The 18,959-nt window shown below is 61.5% G+C and carries 20 protein-coding genes; 12 read left to right on the top strand and 8 right to left on the bottom strand.

The window, feature by feature from the left end:
* Positions 1 to 52 precede the first annotated feature (52 nt).
* Positions 53 to 2,488 carry an FAD-dependent oxidoreductase gene (locus tag Q0C28_RS08290; protein WP_293574714.1) on the bottom strand — a complete coding sequence of 812 codons (2,436 nt, stop codon included), beginning with the start codon at positions 2,486 to 2,488 and terminating at the stop codon, positions 53 to 55.
* A gap of 343 nt (positions 2,489 to 2,831) precedes the next feature.
* On the opposite strand from Q0C28_RS08290, the gene Q0C28_RS08285 reads away from it, so the two are divergent.
* Positions 2,832 to 3,401: a hypothetical protein gene (locus Q0C28_RS08285; RefSeq protein ID WP_293574712.1), complete on the top strand. Its 570-nt coding sequence runs from the start codon at positions 2,832 to 2,834 to the stop codon at positions 3,399 to 3,401.
* A gap of 149 nt (positions 3,402 to 3,550) precedes the next feature.
* On the opposite strand, the gene Q0C28_RS08280 is transcribed toward Q0C28_RS08285, so the two are convergent.
* Together Q0C28_RS08280 and Q0C28_RS08275 are read right to left on the bottom strand one after the other, a co-directional pair.
* Entirely contained in the window at positions 3,551 to 4,159 is a 609-nt protein-coding gene (locus tag Q0C28_RS08280) for a phospholipid-binding protein MlaC (RefSeq protein ID WP_293574710.1), read from the bottom strand.
* Positions 4,149 to 4,928 (bottom strand): VacJ family lipoprotein, encoded by a 780-nt coding sequence (locus Q0C28_RS08275; RefSeq protein WP_293574708.1) that lies wholly within the window; start codon positions 4,926 to 4,928, stop codon positions 4,149 to 4,151. The genes Q0C28_RS08280 and Q0C28_RS08275 overlap by 11 nt, the downstream gene beginning before the upstream one ends.
* Positions 4,929 to 5,328: 400 nt before the next feature.
* Between Q0C28_RS08275 and Q0C28_RS08270 the strand changes: the two genes are divergently transcribed.
* The 4 genes from Q0C28_RS08270 to Q0C28_RS08255 are packed head-to-tail and all read left to right on the top strand — an operon-like array spanning position 5,329 to position 8,162.
* Entirely contained in the window at positions 5,329 to 5,787 is a 459-nt protein-coding gene (locus Q0C28_RS08270; RefSeq protein WP_293574706.1) for a RidA family protein, read from the top strand.
* Positions 5,784 to 6,557, top strand: a complete 774-nt coding sequence (locus Q0C28_RS08265) for a glycerophosphodiester phosphodiesterase family protein (RefSeq protein ID WP_293574704.1) — start codon at positions 5,784 to 5,786, stop codon at positions 6,555 to 6,557. Before Q0C28_RS08270 ends, Q0C28_RS08265 begins: the two co-directional genes overlap by 4 nt.
* A gap of 52 nt (positions 6,558 to 6,609) precedes the next feature.
* The gene (locus Q0C28_RS08260) at positions 6,610 to 7,872 is read left to right on the top strand and encodes a GNAT family N-acetyltransferase (protein ID WP_293574702.1); all 1,263 of its coding nucleotides are present in this window, start codon (positions 6,610 to 6,612) and stop codon (positions 7,870 to 7,872) included.
* Positions 7,869 to 8,162 (top strand): 4a-hydroxytetrahydrobiopterin dehydratase, encoded by a 294-nt coding sequence (locus Q0C28_RS08255; protein WP_293574700.1) that lies wholly within the window; start codon positions 7,869 to 7,871, stop codon positions 8,160 to 8,162. Before Q0C28_RS08260 ends, Q0C28_RS08255 begins: the two co-directional genes overlap by 4 nt.
* A gap of 201 nt (positions 8,163 to 8,363) precedes the next feature.
* On the opposite strand, the gene Q0C28_RS08250 is transcribed toward Q0C28_RS08255, so the two are convergent.
* Entirely contained in the window at positions 8,364 to 8,852 is a 489-nt protein-coding gene (locus tag Q0C28_RS08250; RefSeq protein ID WP_293574751.1) for a peroxiredoxin, read from the bottom strand.
* Between the two features lie 125 nt (positions 8,853 to 8,977).
* On the opposite strand from Q0C28_RS08250, the gene Q0C28_RS08245 reads away from it, so the two are divergent.
* The 3 genes from Q0C28_RS08245 (at position 8,978) to Q0C28_RS08235 (ending at position 11,485) form a co-directional block, all read left to right on the top strand.
* Positions 8,978 to 10,189, top strand: coding sequence for an FAD-dependent oxidoreductase (locus Q0C28_RS08245; protein ID WP_293574698.1), 1,212 nt, complete (start codon positions 8,978 to 8,980; stop codon positions 10,187 to 10,189).
* Entirely contained in the window at positions 10,186 to 10,740 is a 555-nt protein-coding gene (gene rsmD / locus Q0C28_RS08240) for a 16S rRNA (guanine(966)-N(2))-methyltransferase RsmD (protein ID WP_293574696.1), read from the top strand. The genes Q0C28_RS08245 and rsmD overlap by 4 nt, the downstream gene beginning before the upstream one ends.
* 82 nt (positions 10,741 to 10,822) lie before the next feature.
* Positions 10,823 to 11,485 (top strand): HAD family phosphatase, encoded by a 663-nt coding sequence (locus tag Q0C28_RS08235; protein WP_293574694.1) that lies wholly within the window; start codon positions 10,823 to 10,825, stop codon positions 11,483 to 11,485.
* Between the two features lie 120 nt (positions 11,486 to 11,605).
* Here Q0C28_RS08235 and map read toward each other — a convergent pair whose 3' ends face one another.
* Together map and sfsA are read right to left on the bottom strand one after the other, a co-directional pair.
* Positions 11,606 to 12,415 carry a type I methionyl aminopeptidase gene (map, locus tag Q0C28_RS08230; protein WP_293574692.1) on the bottom strand — a complete coding sequence of 270 codons (810 nt, stop codon included), beginning with the start codon at positions 12,413 to 12,415 and terminating at the stop codon, positions 11,606 to 11,608.
* 221 nt (positions 12,416 to 12,636) lie between these two features.
* On the bottom strand, positions 12,637 to 13,338 hold the full coding sequence (sfsA, locus tag Q0C28_RS08225; protein ID WP_293574691.1) for a DNA/RNA nuclease SfsA: 702 nt from the start codon (positions 13,336 to 13,338) through the stop codon (positions 12,637 to 12,639).
* Positions 13,339 to 13,401: 63 nt separating this feature from the next.
* On the opposite strand from sfsA, the gene Q0C28_RS08220 reads away from it, so the two are divergent.
* The 4 genes from Q0C28_RS08220 to Q0C28_RS08205 all read left to right on the top strand — a co-directional run bounded on the left by Q0C28_RS08220 (position 13,402) and on the right by Q0C28_RS08205 (position 16,574).
* Positions 13,402 to 14,124 carry a molybdopterin-binding protein gene (locus Q0C28_RS08220; protein ID WP_293574689.1) on the top strand — a complete coding sequence of 241 codons (723 nt, stop codon included), beginning with the start codon at positions 13,402 to 13,404 and terminating at the stop codon, positions 14,122 to 14,124.
* Positions 14,121 to 14,864: a GNAT family N-acetyltransferase gene (locus tag Q0C28_RS08215; protein ID WP_293574687.1), complete on the top strand. Its 744-nt coding sequence runs from the start codon at positions 14,121 to 14,123 to the stop codon at positions 14,862 to 14,864. Before Q0C28_RS08220 ends, Q0C28_RS08215 begins: the two co-directional genes overlap by 4 nt.
* A 3-nt stretch (positions 14,865 to 14,867) precedes the next feature.
* Positions 14,868 to 15,443, top strand: coding sequence for a peroxidase-related enzyme (locus Q0C28_RS08210; protein ID WP_293574685.1), 576 nt, complete (start codon positions 14,868 to 14,870; stop codon positions 15,441 to 15,443).
* Positions 15,444 to 15,623: 180 nt separating this feature from the next.
* Entirely contained in the window at positions 15,624 to 16,574 is a 951-nt protein-coding gene (locus Q0C28_RS08205) for an OmpA family protein (RefSeq protein WP_293574683.1), read from the top strand.
* 96 nt (positions 16,575 to 16,670) lie between these two features.
* Here Q0C28_RS08205 and Q0C28_RS08200 read toward each other — a convergent pair whose 3' ends face one another.
* Positions 16,671 to 17,576, bottom strand: a complete 906-nt coding sequence (locus tag Q0C28_RS08200; RefSeq protein WP_293574681.1) for a LysR family transcriptional regulator — start codon at positions 17,574 to 17,576, stop codon at positions 16,671 to 16,673.
* A gap of 215 nt (positions 17,577 to 17,791) precedes the next feature.
* Entirely contained in the window at positions 17,792 to 18,745 is a 954-nt protein-coding gene (locus Q0C28_RS08195) for an AEC family transporter (RefSeq protein WP_293574679.1), read from the bottom strand.
* Between the last annotated feature and the right edge of the window lie 214 nt (positions 18,746 to 18,959).

Genomic DNA, 18,959 nt, shown 5'->3' with positions numbered 1-18,959 from the left:
CGCGCCACCGCAGATCGCAGGGGCAGAGACAGGGACAGGGACCGCACGGCCCCTATCCCCGCAAGAGCGCAAACGCCGGGTCATAGGGCGAGGGCGCAATCACCTCAGCCGCGACGCGCTGCCCGCATAGATCCAGCGCCATCACGGATCCCAGCGCGGCCTGGTCCGGCACCACAAACCCATAGGCGAGGTTCATTCCCACCCGGTGGCCCCAGGCCCCCGAGGTGATGGTGCCAACCACCCGGTCCTCCAGCATCAGCGAGGCACCGCCCGGCGCAGGGGCATGGTCGGTGTCGACCCGCAGGCAGACGAGTTTCTTGCCGGGCCCCTCGGTCTGTCGCTGGCGCAGGGCTGCGTGGCCAATGAAATCGCCCTTATCCAGCGTCACGAAGCGCTCCAGCCCGGTCTCGAACGGGTCGAATTCGCTCAGGATGTCGGCCTTCCAATGCAGGAAGCCTTTCTCCATCCGCATGGACTCCACCGCGCGGGCCCCAAACAGGCGCAGTCCAAACGCCTCTCCGGCAGCGCGCAGCGCCAGATAGGCGGCATAGAGCGAGGCATTGGGAATGTGCAGCTCATAGGCCAATTCACCACAATAACTCACCCGCATCACCGTGGCCGGGGCATATCCGATGATGCATTCACGCACCGATAGCCAGGGAAAGGCGGCATCGGACCAATCGCCACGGGCACAGGCCGACAGCACATCGCGCGCCTTTGGTCCTGCCAGAACCAGCGTGGTTTGCGCATTGGTCAGCGATCGGATCTGCACATCCTCATCGGGTTGCAGATGCTGGGTCAGCCAATCCATGTCGTGATATTCACTGGCCGCTGCCGCCCCGTACCAGACGCGGTCCGGACCATGTTCCGAGGCCGGGAGATTGGCGATCGTGGCCTCGGCTTTCAGTCGGCCAAATGTGTTGAGCAGATAGGCCAGGCCGACACGCCCCTGCCGTTTCACCACCGTGCCGCAGATCATGCGATCCAAAAACCGATGGCGATCTGCGCCAGTGATCTCGATCCGGTTGAACCCGCTGACTTCGCACAGCCCAACATCCTGCTGCACCGCTTTGACCTCTGCGGCGACCAGATCAAATGTCTCATCAAAGGCAAAGCTGAGCGTGGGATGAAAATCAGAGGACGGCTTCAGGTAGTCCATCCGCTCCCAGCCGTTGACCACGGTGAATTCCGCGCCTTCGGCCGCCAGAACCGGGGTCAGCGCCGTTGTCTTGGCCATGCGTCCGGCGGGTCGGTGTTCATGCGGGAAATGGAAGCGGAATTCATTTTGATAGTCTTCGATGGCCTTCAACGAGGTCAATTCCACATTGGCGTGGCCGGTGAAGCGCCTTGGATCGATGCACCAGGTGTCATAACAGGCCTCGCCCTGCACGATCTGTTGCGCCAGCAGCCAGCCATGGCCGCCCCCTTCGCCAAGTCCCGCGCGCAGGCCGATGATGCAAAAGGCATTGCGCTTGCCCGGGATCGGCCCCACCAGCGGTGCGCCATCAATGGTATAGGTGATCGGGCCGTTCACAATGGACCGGATCCCGGTATCGGCCAGCGCAGGCATCCGTTCAAACGCACCGGCCAGAACATCCATCACCCGGTCCAGATCATCGGGGCAGAGCGCATTCACAAACTTGGGGTCGATCCCGTCCATACCCCATGGCTTGCAGTCCTGTTCATAAAACCCGACCAGCAGACCGCCCTTTTCCTGGCGGCAATAATAGTCCGAGATCGGGCACCGCAGCAGCGGCATGCGATGGCCTGCCTCGGCAATGGCGGGAATATCCTCGGTCAGGAAATACTGGTGCTCCATCGACGCGACAGGGTGCTGCACGCCCATCATCGCGCCGACCTCATTCACCCGGTAGCCGCAGGCATTGACCACGATATCGCAATCGATGGTGCCGTGCGCGGTGTGCACACTCCAGGTGTCGTCGGAGTGCTGGGTCAGCGCCGTCACCGGCGTGTTGCGATAGACCTCGGCCCCGGCCTGACGGGCGTGATAGGCCAGCGCCTGACACAGCTGGGCTGGATCGATATCGCCATCGAGCGGATCCCAGAGCCCACCCAGAAGGTTATCCGTGGAAATCAGCGGATGGCGTCGCGCGCATTCCGCGGCATCAATCACCTCGAACTCCACCCCCATCCCCCGCGCCATGGAGGCAAAATGGCGATAGCCCTGCATCTGGGCCTCGGTATTGGCCAAGCGAATGCCGCCATCGCCGTGGTGGTAGTTGATCGGATAGGCGGGGTTATCCGCCAGCTCCTTGTAAAGGGCGATGGAATGGGATTTCAGGCCCACCATCGTCTGGTTGGTGCCGAAATTGGTGACCTGCGCCGCTGAATGCCAGGTGGTGCCGCTGGTCAATTCGTTGCGCTCCACCAGAACCACGTCATCCCATCCCTCACGGGTCAGATGGTAGAGCGTCGAACACCCAGCGATGCCGCCGCCGATAACAACCACTTTGGTGCGGGATTTCATGACGAACGCCTCCGATACGATGTGACACCGATAGACCCACAGGTCGGGACCGGACGCAAGCAAACATCAGCCCCCCGAAATCAGTCAAGAAAGATCTCGCTGCGATGTCGCTGTTTGATTACCCTGTCGCGCGCTGTGGCAGGCTACGGCTTTGAATGAACGGCGACGGGGGGAACGGCAGGATTGCTGGCCACACCTGCCCTGAGGCCAGGATCTGCGCGCAAAAGATAAGTTTTGGCGAATTACAGGACCGTCCGCTAAGCTTTGGCAATCCGCAGGCTGTTTGGCGGCACCGTGATTTTAACGAGTGTTTTTCAACAAGAAGATTTTGGGAGGGTTAATTTTGAACCTGCAATTGAATGAACCGGTGGTGATCACCAATGTCGCCTTCAGCAAAGATGTAGACAACCAAGCGTTTCTGTCCTTTGGGCGCTACGAAAATATGGACAGGCGGATGAATGTCCGACGGCATGCTTACGATTCCTTCGGCGTCGATGAGATCTTCGAAATCCGGCAGGTCGCAACCTACGATGATCAGGGCGAGGCCCTGTCCTTTAAGGAAGGCGGAGATCTCGTCTACCGGCAGGAGTATTTTCTCTATTCGCCCAAACACTCCAACTACATCCTGCCACAAAAATTCAGCACTGGCGCTGGCAGGTTGTTTGGCGGCTGGGCCGCCAATGCAAAACGCGACAACCTGAGCATCCAGCTCGTCAATACCGACAACCCAAGTTCAAACGCAGCTGTCAAATCGACGGATTGGGTCGCCTTGCGGATCTATGATCCGCGGCTCGGCACCGAAGGAAACACCTTTTTCCTCACCTATGACAATTTCGGTGATCCGATGTTTGAAACCTACGAGATCAAGGCCTACGAGCGTTGGTCAATAGGCACGGTTGCATCACGTCGCTGATGGCCGCCGGCAGCCTATCATCGCGGCGCCAACCAACACGCGCAGCACATATAGACAGGCCCATAAAATAGACAGGCCCATAAAAAAGGCCCCGACAACAGCGGGGCCTTTTGAGTGTGGGTCAACGCAGATGGCGTATCAGCGGTGTATCAGCTGATCCGTTTCAGCTCCGCGATCAGCTTGTCGATGTCGCCCTTGTTGCGGTCCAGAATGGCGCCGATCTCGGTGCGTTCAGTCAGCAGCAGGTTCACCCCTTCGATGAACATGTTGAAGAACTTCTCCTTGCCCGATTTGTCAGAGACCAGAAAGGTCACTTCAAACGGGGCCTGGCCCTGCAGTTTGGCAATCGATTTGATTTCATAGCCAGCTTTGATCTTGCGGGCGGATTGCACCTCGACCGTGCCGCCGATGAATTCGCGGAACCGGCGGCCATATTTGTTGGCGATGTAGCCCTGGAATGCCCCGGTGAAGGCCCGCAGCTGGCCTGGGCTGGCCCGACGGCCATCCACGCCGAGCGCATAGCGCGCCATGATGTTCACATCCGCGTAGCGCACAAAGATCTTTTCAAAATCCCGGATCATCGCAGATTCCGATTTGCCGGAGGCGATGACCTTGTTGATGTCGCCCACAACGCTGCCCACCAGCGACCGGGCGCCCGTCTCCGTCAGCGCCCAAAGCTGTCGGGGCAGGGCGGCCATTGCGCTCAGCGCGAGGCCAGTGGTCAGAAAGGTGCGGCGGGTCAGAAAACTACTCGGCATAAAGGTCCTCATACGGGTCGGAATAAGGGTCGCCATAGACCCCTTCGTATTCGCTTTGATCACCGCCCAGCTCAAAGCGGCGGTTCTGCAGATAGATCAGCCGCGCCTGCGCATAGCTGTCGGCGCTTTCATACAGGATCGAATCAATGGTGTCGGAATAGGTGCCGCGATCCCCGAGGCGACGCACCACCTCGGCATAGGCGGTGATATTGTCGGCAGGGTTGTTGGTGGCATAACCGATGGGGTTGGTGAAGAAATCAACCACGATGCCCGCCCCGTCACGGGCGGTGGAGGGCCCGAAGAACGGCAACTCGACATAGGCGCCTTCGCCCACGCCCCAGACATGCAGCGTTTCGCCGAAATTGGTGTCAACGCGCGGGATGTTGAAATCAGAGGCCGGATCACCCAGACCGCCAATCCCAAAGATCGTGTTCACCACAAACCGCGAGAGCGCGATGCCGCTTTCCTTCAGGTTGCCCTGCAACAGCGCATTGACCGCCTGGCCCGGCATCGACAGGTTTTCCGCGAAATAGTTGAAACTGCGCACCATGTCCGGCGGCACGACAGTAACATACCCTTTGGCCGCAGGGCGGAAGGCATAGCGGTCCACGCCCCGGTTGAAATTGTGAATGGAGCGGTTGGTCTGCTCGTAGGGGTCAAAGACTTCGCCCGACGCGCGCGACACGCTGTCCTGGGTGGCACAGCCTGCCAATACGGTTACCGAAGCGGCAAGAGTGAGGCCAAAAAGTCGTCGCATCAAAAAAGTCATGCGCTGGTTGTCCATCTGTCGTCTGTGAGCGGTTGTGCCCACTTATAATGTTTGGCGGTGTTGCCTAGGCTGCCCGCACCCATGGGTGCTGGAATGTGGCAGATTTGGAACAAAATGGCCGCCCGCTATCTGGTTGAGTGACTACATAGGCCATTTCGCAAGCGATGTGCAGGCCCGAGGTGGTGAATTCCTATCAATCCTGTGCGATGGATGCGCAATTGGCGCAATCTTGCCCGTTCTGGGGGCATCACAGCCGCTGTGATCACTGACACCACGCCGATATCGCTGGTGTTGCGCCGCGCCGGTGCCGCAAATGGCAGCGGGAGGGGCCGGTTTTCGGCTTTCTCCCAGCGCGCTTCCCGAGTAGCGTTCCGGCAGATTTTTGCAAAGGACCAGATCAATGGACATCGAAGCCAAACTGAAAGACCTCGGGATCGCCCTGCCTGCCGCTCCGGCGCCGGCTGCCAACTATGTGCCCTATGTTGTGGCTGGTGACATGGTCTACATCTCTGGCCAGATCTCTGCCAATGCCGATGGGCTGATCACCGGCACTCTGGGCGCTGACATGGATGTGACCGCCGGGCAGGCTGCGGCGCGCCAATGTGCCATCGCGTTGCTGGCGCAGCTGAAAGCTGCCTGTGGCGGCGATCTCAACCGGCTCAAGCGGGTGGTGAAACTGGGCGCATTTGTCAACTCGACCGACAGCTTCACCGACCAGCCGCAGGTGGTGAACGGTGCCTCTGATCTGATGGTCGAGGTGCTGGGCGATGCCGGGCGTCACGCCCGCTCCGCTGTCAGCTCGCCGTCGCTGCCCTTGGGTGTGGCGGTCGAAATCGACGGCGTGTTCCAGATCGCATGATCTGCAGGCTGCCAGATGCCTTTCTGCAGCGCCCGATCACCCATCGGGCGTTGCATGATGTCACCGACGGGCGCCCGGAAAACAGCCGGGCGGCGGTGCGCGCGGCGATCACTGCGGGCTACGGGATCGAGCTGGACCTGCAGCTGTCATCCGATGGCTGTGCCATGGTGTTCCACGATGACGCGCTGGATCGTCTGGCAGAAGGCTCCGGACCTGTGTCCGCCCACAGCCGCGACCAGCTGCGCGCCATGCCCCTGATCGGCGGCGACGGCGAGGGCATCCCGGATCTCGCGGAAATCCTGGATCTGGTGGCAGGCCAGGTGCCGCTGCTGATTGAGCTGAAGGATCAGGACGGCAACATGGGCCCCAACGTGGGCAGGCTCGAAGCGGACACGCTGCGACAGTTGCAGGGCTATCAGGGCGATGTGGCGCTGATGTCGTTCAATCCGCATTCCGTGGTTGAACTGTCCCGCTTGGCCCCCGAACGCCCCCGTGGTCTTGTCACTAGCGCCTATGTGGTCGAAGACTGGAGCGAGTTGACGCCTGATGTCTGCGATCATCTGCGCGATATCCCGGATTTTGAGCGCTCGGGCTCCTGCTTCATCAGCCATGAAGTCGAAGATCTCGGCGCCGCCCGGGTGGCAGAGCTGCGCCGCCAGGGGGTGCCGATCCTGTGCTGGACCGTGACCTCCGCCGCGATGGAGGCAGAGGCCCGCAAAATCGCTCACAACGTGACTTTTGAACGCTATCTTTCTGATCTTCCGGCTTGATCCGTCCCCCCATGGACCCAGATAGAAAGTGTCGCGGTCGCGGAGGATAGACATGAGCCAGGCCCATCAAGATCAGGCCAATCCAGGTCAGGCGCAACAGGCACCGGCGGAACAGGACCAGGCGCAACAGGACCAGGCCCAGATCGAAATCGAGGTGCTCGGCACCCTGTCGCAGATCGCTGCATCCGACTGGGACAGCTGCGCCTGCCCCGAAGCCCGCGATGGCGGAGCGCCGCTGGATCCCTTCACCACCCACCGGTTCCTGCGCGCGCTGGAGGTCAGCGGATCGGTCGGTCCCGGCACCGGCTGGCAGCCCCAATATCTGACCGCGCGCAAGCAGGGCGAGCTGATCGCCTGCGCGCCGATGTATGCCAAATCCCACAGCCAGGGTGAGTATATCTTCGATCACAACTGGGCCCATGCCTACGAACGCGCGGGCGGGCGCTATTATCCAAAACTGCAGATCGCCGTGCCCTTTACCCCCGCCACCGGGCGGCGGTTTCTGGTCAAACCGGGATTCGAGGGCATCGGCCATTCGGCACTGGTGCAGGGGGCGGTGCAATTGGCCGCCAACAACTCGGTCTCATCGCTGCATGTCACTTTCTGCACCGAGGCGGAGGCCCAGGCAGGTGCTGATATGGGGCTGATGCCGCGGGTCAGCCAGCAGTTTCACTGGCTCAATGACAGCTATGATGATTTCGACGGTTTTCTGTCGGCACTCTCCTCACGCAAGCGCAAAACGATCCGCAAGGAACGGGCCCAGGCGCAGGGGTTTGGCGGCGACATCCGGGTGTATCACGGCGCAGATCTGCGGCCCGAGCATTGGGATGCGTTCTGGGGCTTCTATCAGGACACCGGCGCGCGCAAATGGGGCTCGCCCTATCTGACGCGGGCGTTTTTTGACATCGCCCATGACACCCTGGCCGATGACATGGTGCTGATTCTGGCCGAACGGGATGGGGTGCCGGTGGCTGGTGCGCTGAATTTCCTTGGCCGCGACACGCTTTATGGGCGCTATTGGGGGTGCCGCGAACACCATCCCTGCCTGCATTTCGAACTGTGCTATTATCAGGCCATCGATCAGGCCATCGCCCGCGGACTTGCGAGGGTGGAGGCAGGTGCCCAGGGTGAACACAAATTGGCGCGGGGGTACCTGCCGACGCAGACCCACAGTCTGCATTGGGTTGGCGATCCGGGGTTTTCCGATGCGATTGCCCGCTACCTGGAGGCCGAGCGCAACGCCGTTGAAGAAGAGATCGAGATTCTGACCGATTATGGTCCGTTCCGAAAAGCAGATGTGGAGGAACAACAATGACAGAAATCCTATCCGATGCCACCCGTGGCCCGCTGCTGGACCCGCTGTTCAGCGCAGGCTGGCAAGAGGTCGAGGGCCGCGACGCCATCGAAAAAACCTTTGTGTTTGACAGCTTCGTCGATGCGTTCGGCTGGATGACCCGCGCCGCGATCTGGGCAGAAAAATGGGATCACCACCCGGAATGGTCCAATGTCTACAACAAGGTGACAGTGGTCTTGACCACCCATGATGTGGGCGGGCTGAGCGCGCTGGACGCCAAACTGGCGCGTAAAATGGAAAGCCTTTTGTAGCGGCCAACGCCCAGGCCTGCCCGCAAAGAGCTGTATCAGCACCAAAGAAAGGCGCGGTATCTGCCGCGCCTTTCTTTGTGTTCGGGTCTGTTTTCAGGTCTTTGCGAGGTCTGGTTTTGACACCTTGGGGGCCCGAGCGCCGGACACCAGCCCTCAGTCGATTCCTCAGTCAGCCCCTCAGGCGATCCCTCAACGGGCCCCTCAGCCCATCGCGTCCAGCAGGCCCTCACCAGCGGACAATTCGCACTGACCGGGGTTGTCTTCGGCGTTCATGACGGCGACCTCACCGTCCTTGACCAGCATCGCATAGCGCAGCGACCGGCCGACCAGACCCACCGCAGGCGCATCCAGCTGCATGCCAATCGCATCGGTAAAGCCGCATTCCGCATCCGACAGCATGGTGATGCCCGCCGCATCCGCGCCGGTGGCTTCGGCCCAGGCCTTCATCACAAAGGGATCGTTGCCAGCGATGCAGATGATTTCATTGACACCTTTGGCCGCCAGCGCGTCCTTGCTGCGGATAAAACTCGGCACATGGGCGGAGTGGCAGGTCGGCGTGAAGGCTCCTGGCACGGCAAAGATGGCGACAGTCCGACCTTTGGTCAGCGCGCCCATGTCCACCTGCTCCGGGCCCTCTGCGCCCATCCGTGTCAATGTTGCCTCTGGCAGGCGGTCTCCGACGGAAATCATGATCTGATCCTCTCCCATGATTGTGTTTTATATCCTCTCACATATAGGGTCGGTCAGCGAGCTTACCAGAGCACAAGAAAGGCCGGTGACTCGCAGGTTCAGACAGCAGCAAGGTGAGGGACAAAATGAGCCATTTCGTCGTGATCGGAGCCGGGCAGGCAGGATCATCGCTCGTGGCGCAATTGCGCAAACAGGGGTTTGAGGGCCAGATCACATTGATCGGCAGCGAAGCTGCATTGCCCTATCAGCGGCCACCGCTGTCAAAGGCCTATCTGCTGGGCGAAATGGAGCTGGACCGGCTCTATCTGCGGCCAGAGAGCTTTTATGCTGACAACAACATCACCGTGAAGCTGGGCCAGGAGGTCACAGCCATCGATGCTGCCGCTAAAACCGTCACCCTGGCGGATGAGGTGCTGCACTATGATCAGCTGGCGCTGACCACCGGGTCCAGCCCGCGCCGGTTGCCTGCCGCCATTGGTGGCGACCTCGGCGGTGTTTATGTGCTGCGCGATCTGGCCGATGTGGATGCCATGGCCCCCGTGGTCAAGGAAGGTGCCCGCACACTGATTGTCGGGGGCGGTTACATCGGGCTGGAGGCGGCTGCAGTCTGCGCCAAGCGCGGTCTTTCGGTGACGCTGGTGGAAATGGCGGATCGCATTCTGCAGCGCGTCGCGGCCGAGGAAACATCGGATTATTTCCGCACCCTGCACAGCGGCCATGGCGTCGATCTGCGCGAAGGCGTCGGGCTGGAGCGTCTGGAGGGAACCGACGGTCATGTCACGCGCGCGGTGTTGGGCGATGGCAGCAGCATTGATGTGGATTTCGTGATTGTCGGCGTGGGGATCACCCCGGCCACCGCCCTGGCAGAAGCGGCGGGGCTGGAGCTGGACAATGGCATCAAGGTCGATGAACAAGGCCGCACCTCTGATCCGGCGATCTGGGCGGCTGGCGATTGTGCCTCTTTCCCCTATCGTGACGCCCGCATCCGGCTGGAAAGCGTGCCCAACGCCATCGATCAGGCCGAGGTTGCGGCCCGCAACATGCTCGGGGCAGGGGAGGCCTATGTGGCCAAGCCCTGGTTCTGGTCTGATCAATATGACGTCAAGCTGCAGATCGCCGGGCTGAACACCGGCTATGACAATGTGGTCAGCCGCGTTGGCAGCGGGGGCAGCACGTCGTTTTGGTATTATGCCGGCGATCAGCTGACCGCAGTGGACGCGATGAACGACCCGCGCGCCTATATGGTCGCCAAACGGCTGATCGAAGCGGGCCGCACCGCAGACAAGGCGATCGTGGCCGATCCCGACGCCGATCTGAAACCGCTTCTGCGCGCATGAGGATCATCGCGGGCGAGTTTCGCGGCCGCGCCCTGACAAGTCTGGGCAAGGGGGACGCAGGCGCACATCTGCGTCCCACCACCGACCGGGTGCGCGAAAGCCTGTTTAACGTGCTGAGCCATCAGGTCGATTTTGATGGGCTGCGGGTGCTGGATCTGTTTGCAGGCACCGGTGCCTTGGGGCTGGAGGCGCTGTCTCGTGGCGCGGCAGAGGCGGTGTTTGTCGATGACGGGCGCATCTCGCAGGGCCTGATCACCAAGAATATCGCACTGCTGCAAGTGAAGGATCGCAGCCGCTTGATCCGGCGCGATGCCACCCGGCTGCCACCCAACGATAGTGCGCCCTTCGATGTGGTGTTCCTCGATCCGCCCTATGGCAAATCGCTCGGTGCCACGGCGCTGGAGGCGGCGACCAAATCGGGCTGGATCGCAGATGATGCGCTGATCGTCTGGGAAGAAAGCAGCCCGCAACCGGCGCCCGAGGGCTATGTTATGCAGGACCAGCGCAAATATGGCGACACCCATGTGACGCTGCTGTGGCGCGATGGCTGAGCCAGTGAATATACCGCTGCGGGCGCATCAGCGCCCACTGCGCAAGGCCTAGAAATGTTCTAGTGTACGGAGAGATGAGCCGATGCCGATCACATATCCCACGCCGAAACTTGTGATTTTTGATTGCGACGGTGTGCTGGTGGACAGTGAAACGCTCAGCAATCAGGTGCTTGTCGACAACCTCGCCCGCTATGGTCTGACGGTATCGCTGGCGGAGTGTATGGATCTCTTTGTGGGCGGCACCATGGGGCATGTCCGCCAAAAGGCGCTGGCCCGCGGTGCTGTGTTGCCCGACAACTGGATCGACGAGGTGTATGAAGAAACCTACCTGCGTCTGCGCGCAGGTGTTGATCTGGTGCCCGGTATTTCCGATCTCTTGGCCTTCCTTCGCCAGAAGGACATCGCCTTTTGTGTGGCCTCCAACGGCAGCGAAGAGAAGATGCGCATCACCTTGGGCCAAAACGGCCTGTGGGAGGTGTTCCATCCGGACGCGATGTTTTCTGCCCAGACGCTGAAGACGGGCAAACCGGACCCGGATCTGTTCCTGGCCGCGGCCTGCCACTTTGACGTGCAGGCCCGCGACTGTCTGGTGATTGAAGACAGCGAAAACGGCGCATTGGCCGCCGCGCGCGCCGGGATGCGCTGCCTCGGCTTTGATCCCCACGGCGCAGGCACCCGCCTGACCCGCCACAACGCCGAACATTTCACCGCCATGTCACAGGTGCCACAGCTGATTGGTTTCTGACAAAACCGCCGCGTGAAACGACGTCGCAGACAGCCATCTGGCGAACAACCCAGCCATTTGATGAACAAAAAAAGGGGCGCGCCGGGTGGCACGCCCCTTTTTTCGTTCGGCTTGGATCCGTTAGTCGTAAGTCGGGTGAAACTTTCCGCTGGGGGAGAGGGTGAAGATCTCCACACCATCTGCGGTCACGCCAACGGAATGTTCGAATTGCGCGGACAGGGATTTGTCGCGGGTCACGGCGGTCCATTCATCGGCGAGGATCTTGGTTTCCGGCCGCCCCAGGTTCACCATTGGCTCGATGGTGAAGAACATCCCCTCTTCCAGCACCGGACCAGAGCCCGCACGGCCATAGTGCAGAACATTGGGCGGGGCGTGAAACACCTGACCCAGGCCATGGCCGCAGAAGTCCCGCACCACGCTCATGCGCTGCGCTTCGACATAGGTCTGGATGGCATGACCGATATCGCCAAAGGTGTTGCCGGGCTTCACCGCCTCGATGCCCTTCATCAGCGAATCATGGGTGACCTGGATCAACCGCTCGGCCTTGCGCGGCAGTTTGCCTGCCACATACATGCGGCTGGTGTCGCCAAACCAGCCATCCACGATCACGGTCACATCGATGTTCAGGATGTCGCCATCCTTCAGCTTCTTGTCACCGGGGATGCCGTGGCAGACCACGTGGTTCACGCTGATGCAGCTGGCGTGCTGATAGCCTTTGTAGCCGATGGTGGCAGAGGTTGCGCCTGCATCGACCACCATCTGGGTGATCATCCGGTCAAGCTCGCCAGTGGTCTGGCCGGGCGCCACATGGGGGGCAATGTCGTCCAGGATCCGGGCCGCCAGTGCACCGGCTGCGTGCATTCCGGCAAAATCACCGGGCTCGTAGATGCGGATGCCGTCTTTGGTCGTGCGGCCGTCTTTCGATCTCATGAGGCGAGGCTCCATCAGGTTGTCGTCTTGGCGGGTTTCATCTGGGCGGGTTTCATCTGGGCGGGGTGCCGTTTGGACGAGGTGCCGCCTGGACGAGGGTGTTCCCTAGGTATGTAAGCGGTTCGCGCGCAAAGGGCCAGAGCCTGTGTCTGCTAGGCCTGTGTCCGCCCTGTTCTTGTCTAACCGTCTGAACCAGAGCCAACAGCGCGACACAGAATCAATCAGGCTGCGGCGATCTCTCCGGTGATGCGCACCCCTTCGGATGTGACCTCGGTTGCGATGACCAGGCGTTCGACCCCTGCTTCCGCGGCGGCCTCCCAGGCGGCGCCATAGGCCGGGTCGATGTCTGCCGCGATGGCAAAGCGGTCGCAATCGCCGCGTTGCACAAGATACAACAGCACCGCACGGTGGCCGGCCCGGCACATGTCAGCCAGATTGCCCAGATGTTTCGCCCCCCGTGCCGTCACACTGTCGGGAAACTCCGCAAGCCCGGGTTGGCGCGAGAGCGTGACGCTTTTGACCTCGACATAACAATCCGGCAGGCCGGGCTGCTGTAGCAGGAAATCAATCCGGCTCTTTTCGGCATATTTCACTTCGGCGCGCACGGTTTCATAGGCGGCCAGGGCAGGGATCTCGCGTGCCTCCAGCGCCGCTTTCAGCGCGCGGTTTGGCACAGATGTGTCCACGCCCACCAATGCGCCACCGGCCACCTCGACCACGCGCCAGCCGTATTTCAGCTTTTTCTTCGGGTCATCGTTGGGTTCGAGCCAGACCGGGCTGCCGGGATCAGCGAGCCCCATCATCGATCCGGGGTTGGCACAATGGGCGGTCACTTCGCGGCCATCTTCGAGCTGGCAATCGGCCAGAAATCTCTTGTAGCGGCGGATCAGCGTGGCCCGGAGGAGAGGGGTTGGAAAGCGCATGTGACAGGGCCTATACCTGCGCTACACTTGGATCAAGAGCTCGGATCAAGAGGAGAAGCGCAAATGGCCAACCCAACAGCCGCTATGCTGGTCATCGGAGATGAAATCCTGTCCGGGCGCACCCGGGATTCCAACATGCATTTCCTCGCCGGTGAGCTGACAAAACATGGCATCGACCTGAAAGAGGCGCGGGTGATCAGCGATGACGAAGCCGCCATCATCGCCGCCGTCACCAGCCTGTCGGACCAGTTCGATCATGTCTTTACCAGTGGCGGCATCGGTCCGACCCATGATGACATCACGGCCGATTGCATCAGCAAGGCCTTTGGCGTGCATCTGGATGTGCGCGCCGATGCCCGGGCGCTGCTGCAGGCCCATTACGACAAATCCGGTCTGGAGCTGAATGCCGCGCGTCTGCGTATGGCGCGCATTCCGGATGGTGCCACCTTGATCGACAACCCGGTGTCGACCGCGCCGGGCTTCACGCTGCGCAATGTGCATGTGATGGCCGGGGTGCCGACCGTGTTTCAGGCGATGGTGGCGTCGGTGCTGCCGACCCTGACTGGCGGCGCGCCCCTGCTGTCGCAGACCTTGCGCGTCGACCGTGGCGAAGGCGACATCGCGCCAATCCTCACCGCGGTGGCAGAGGGGTTTGAGGATCTGTCGATCGGCTGCTACCCGTTTCAGCGCAACGGGGCCTTTGGCGCCAATGTGGTGGTGCGCGGCTCTGATGGGGCGCGGGTGGATGCAGCGATCACGCGGCTCGCGCGGGATCTGGATCTGTGAGCGACACTGCAGCCTCTACGGATCCCATTTTCTACGCTGTCACCGAGGCGACATGGCCTGCCCATCGTCAATTGACCTGCGGCCCCATCACCCTGCGCGAAGGTCGCGGGGGCGGCAGCCGTGTGTCTGCGGCCACGCTGGATCAGCCCACGGCCACCGCCACAGAACTTGCAACCGCTGAAGCGGCCATGGTCCAGATGGGGCAGGACCGGCTGTTCATGATCCGCGATGGGCAGGACGCGCTGGATGCACAATTGGCAGAGCGCGGCTATGTGGTGAAGGATCCGGTGCAGATTTGGGACTGCCCGGTGGCGCTTTTGTGCGATCTGGACATTCCGCCGGTCACCGCCTTTGCAATCGAAGAGCCGCTGGCGATCCAGCGCGAGATCTGGGCCCAGGGTGGCATTGGGCCGGAACGGCTGGCGGTGATGGAGCGGGTGACAGGCCCCAAAATCACCTTGCTGGGCCGCTGGGATGACAGCCCCGCCGGCACCGGATTTGTGGCCATCCACGCAGGTGTTGCCATGGTCCACGCGCTGGAGATCCTGCCGCATCAACGCCGCCGTGGTATGGGCGCCTGGCTGATGCGCCGCGCGGCGCTCTGGGCGCAGGAACAAGGCGCCGACCGCTTGGCGGTTCTCTGCACAAAGGCGAACCCTGGTGCCAATGGGCTTTATGCCTCCCTTGGCATGACCCCCGCGGGCGGATACCACTATCGGTACAACCCCGACGGAGTGTAACTGATGAGCCGCAACACCGATGCCCCAACCGCGCTGGATCTGCCGATGGTCGATCCGCTGCCGCCCGAGACGCAGAAGTATTTTGACATCTGTCAGGAGAAACTGGGCATGGTGCCCAATGTGCTGCGCGCCAACGCTTTTGACATCGACAAGCTGAATGCGTTCACCGCGATGTATAACGATTTGATGCTGGCCGATAGCGGGCTGAGCAAGCTGGAACGCGAGATGATCGCGGTTGTGGTCTCGGCGATCAACAGCTGTTTTTACTGTCTGGTGGCCCATGGTGCAGCGGTGCGGCAGCTCTCGGGTGATCCGAAACTGGGGGAAATGCTGGTGATGAATTACCGCGTCGCTCCGATCACGCCCCGTCAGCGGGCAATGCTGGATTTCGCCGCCAAAGCGACCAAAGCCAGCGCCGAGATCGAAGAAAGCGACCGTCAGGCACTGCGCGATCACGGGTTCAGCGACCGCGACATTTGGGACATCGCCAATGTCACGGGCTTTTTCAACATGTCCAATCGGGTGGCCAGCGCGACCGGCATGGTGCCCAACGATGACTATCACGCTCAATACCGCTGATCTGGAAACGCTCTGCTGATCCCTATGTTGTCTCTGCCCGTGTTCTCGCCAGCTGTTCTGTCAGCTCTTTTGCCGCTGCGCATAAATTCTGCGTCTTTTGCGGTCGTTTGCACAGCGGTTGGCCGCTTTGGCGGGCGTCACTTGCGGCGCTCTGCGGTTTTGGCGGGGATCGGTCTGTGTGTGCTCTGGCCCAGCCTCGGTTCAGCCCAAAGCGTGCAATTGCCCGTTGGCGCCCGCCAGCTGAGCGAACGCGCCACCGCGCTTGGCAGCTATGCTCTGCCGCTCGGACCCGCCGTGGAGCGCCGCGTGCCCAGCCGCGAGGTGGAGGGGCGGATCCTGCGGCGCAGTTGGCGGCTGTCTGGCGATGCCACCGTGTTGCAGATCCTGGCGCCATTGCGCGCGCAGTTGGAGGCCGATGGATTTGAGATCCTGTTCCAATGCGCCGCGCGCAGCTGTGGTGGGTTTGATTTTCGCTTTGATATCGAAACCATTCCCGCACCGGATATGACCATCGACATCGGCAAGTTTAACTTTCTGTCGGCAGAAAATGCCGATGGCCGGATTGTAACGCTATTGGTGTCGCGCTCGGGGCGGGCCACCTATGTGCAGGCGATTGAGGTCACACCAACCACCGCGTCTGCCAGTGGTGCCGCGATCGGGGGTGCTGCCATCTCTGCGCAGGGGGCGTCTTCTGCGACGGGGGATGCGGCAGGGCAGCTTCAGCCTGAACAGACCGGGCAGGGAGTCCTGGGGCAAACAGATCCGATCACCTTGCTGCAGGATTTTGGCCATGCGGTGCTGGCAGATCTGGAATTTGATCCCGGTGCCGTCACCCTGGGGGCCAGACCCTATGCCAGCCTCGCCGCGTTGACGGCCTATCTGCAGGCCAACCCCACCGCCACCATTTTGCTGGTGGGCCACACCGACACCGTGGGCAGCCTGGCGCAGAACGTCGCCATCTCTGAACAGCGGGCGCAGGCGGTGCGGGCGCGCATGCTGGTAGACAGCGATCTGGAGCCTGCACGCATTGCCGTTGCAGGCGCGGGGTTCATGGCACCGCGCACCAGCAACCAAACCGCCGCGGGCCGCGAGGTGAACCGCCGTGTCGAAGTGGTGCTGATCACGCCCTGACAACCAAAAGCCCCTCGCAGGTGACTGCGAAGGGCGATGGCAGGCCGAGGTAAGACCTTTGGAGCTGATGTCTGCAAGCTGGCAGGAGGCGATGACCTACCAGCGGATGCCTTCTTGTTCGGCAAAGGCCTGCGCCAGAAAATCGATGAATGCGCGCACTTTGGGCTGGGTGAACCGGCCTGGCGGATAGACCGCATAGATCCCCTGGGTTTCCTGCGGCAGCGCCGGCATCACATCCTCCACCAGCCCTTCGGCCATCGCATCGGAATAGAGATAGCTGGGCAGATAGGCGATACCGAGCCCGGAGATGGCTGCATTCAGCAGCGATTGCCCGTCGTTCACCGACAGCCAGCCAGAGGTGCGCACCTGGCGTTTTTCGCCCGATGGCGCGGTGATCTTCCACATGCTGCCGCTTGATTGGTTGGAATAATGCAGCAGCTTGTGCGTGTTCAGATCGTCGATTTTTTGTGGTCGGCCGAATTTCTCCAGATAGGCCGGAGAGGCGATCATGCGTTTGGTGGTTTCCGTCAGTTTGCGCGCCCGCAGCGAGCTGTCTTCCAGCTCACCAATCCGCACGGCCATGTCGAACCCTTCGGAGATCAGCTCCACATAGCGGTTGTTCAGCACCATATTGACCGTGATGTCGGGATAATCTCGCAGGAAATCCGACAGCACCGGCGACAGGTGGTTGACGCCAAAATCGGTCGCCACCGAGATCCGCAGCAGGCCCGAGGGCGCAGATTGCATCGAGGTGACCAGCGCATCGGCTTCGCCTGCGTCGTTCAGCACCCGGCGGGCGCGGTCATAATAGGCCAGGCCAATTTCCGTCGGCGACACCCGGCGGGTGGTGCGGTTCAGCAGTCGGGCCCCCAATCGCGCCTCCAGGCTGGAGACATGTTTGGAAACCGCGGATTTCGAGATCCCCATTTTCTTGGCCGCGTCGGTAAAGCCGCCCTGATCCACCACATTGGCGAAGGCCTCCATCTCGGTCAGTCGGTCCATTGTTTGCGTCCTTGAATAATCGTTCCGAGGACCAGCTTTGGTGGGCAAATCAGGCAAGAAGGGGGCAACTGTGGGATAATTGCGGGGTTTTCCTGGGATCGTCCCCACTGTGGAAACGCTGGATGCGCAGGCCACAGCCTCTCTATCAGGGCCTTTCCAGCAGGTGCCTCTATCAATGCCCTCTGTTCGGCCCGTCTGCCGCCGCGTGTCTTTGTTTAGCCGAGCGGGAACATCAGCGTGATGGTCCAGACCCACAGGGGCAGGGTGACCGCGCTGAGCAGGGTGGATTGCGCAATCAGGGTTGCGGCCAATTCACGGTCGGCCCCAAAGGCAGAGGCCAGCACATGGGCCGCTGACGCCGTCGGCAGGGCTGCAAATAACACCAGCACCGCAGCGAGATCCGGCTGAACCGGCAGCAGCAGGCACAGCCCCAAGGCCCCGAAAGGCACCAGCACCAGCCGCACCAGACAGAGATACCCATTGAACAGATCAAGCCGCGCCAGCGCCCGCCAGTTCATCGTGGCCCCAATGGACAACAGCGCAATCGGGATCGCGGCCTGCGCCAGCATTTCAGCCGGGGCCAGTATCGGATCAGGCAGTTTGTAGCCCGACAGACCCACAGCAACCCCCGCCACAGAGGCCAGCAGAAACGGGTTCAACGCCACTTTGCGCAGAGTTTGGCCAAACGACAGATGGCCGCCCCGCGATAGGGCGCTGACCGCCAACACATTGGCAACAGGCACCGCCATGCCGATGGCCACAGCCATCTGGCCTGTCAGATCCGGTGAGAGTGTCTGCACCGCAACGAATGCAATGGCCGTGTTGAACCGCCAGGCGGTCTGCCAGCCACCCGCAAAATCGAGAAACCGCTCCGGCCCAAATCGGCGGGCCACCAGCCCCAGCGCGAGGGCCAGCAGCATCACTCCCCAGACCGCTGGCCCGATACGGCCAAGATCACCAACCGCAATCGGACGATTGCAGGCGGCAAAAAACAACAGCGCCGGAAACAGAGCTTCGAAGTTCAGCCGGTCCAGACCCTGCCAGGCCTCAGGGCTTAGCCTGCGCCGCAACAGCCCGCCAAGCGCCACCATCAGAAAGCTGGGGGTCAGCCCCATCAGAATGATCACAAACACCATGATATCGTCGCCCGTGTTGCGGGGCCGGCGCATGTCGCCGTACCGCTCGTTTTGCCGCGGCAGACCGTGGCGCGATCTTGCGGCGGGCTCAAGAGGGGATCTCACGGTTTGTCGCTAACAAGCGATATGTCCGGTGTAGGTAACATGCGATCTGTCCGGTTTTATCATGTCTCCGAAAGGAGGCGTTATGAAGCGGACAGAAGTGTTACAGGAAGTTCGACTTATGAAGTTCGAAGACGTGTATTCG

The organism is Phaeobacter sp. (assembly GCF_022825805.1).
Taxonomy (GTDB): Bacteria; Pseudomonadota; Alphaproteobacteria; order Rhodobacterales; family Rhodobacteraceae; genus Phaeobacter.
The sequence above is the reverse complement of the archived record's forward strand: the minus strand, read 5'-3'. Positions and strand labels throughout refer to the sequence as shown.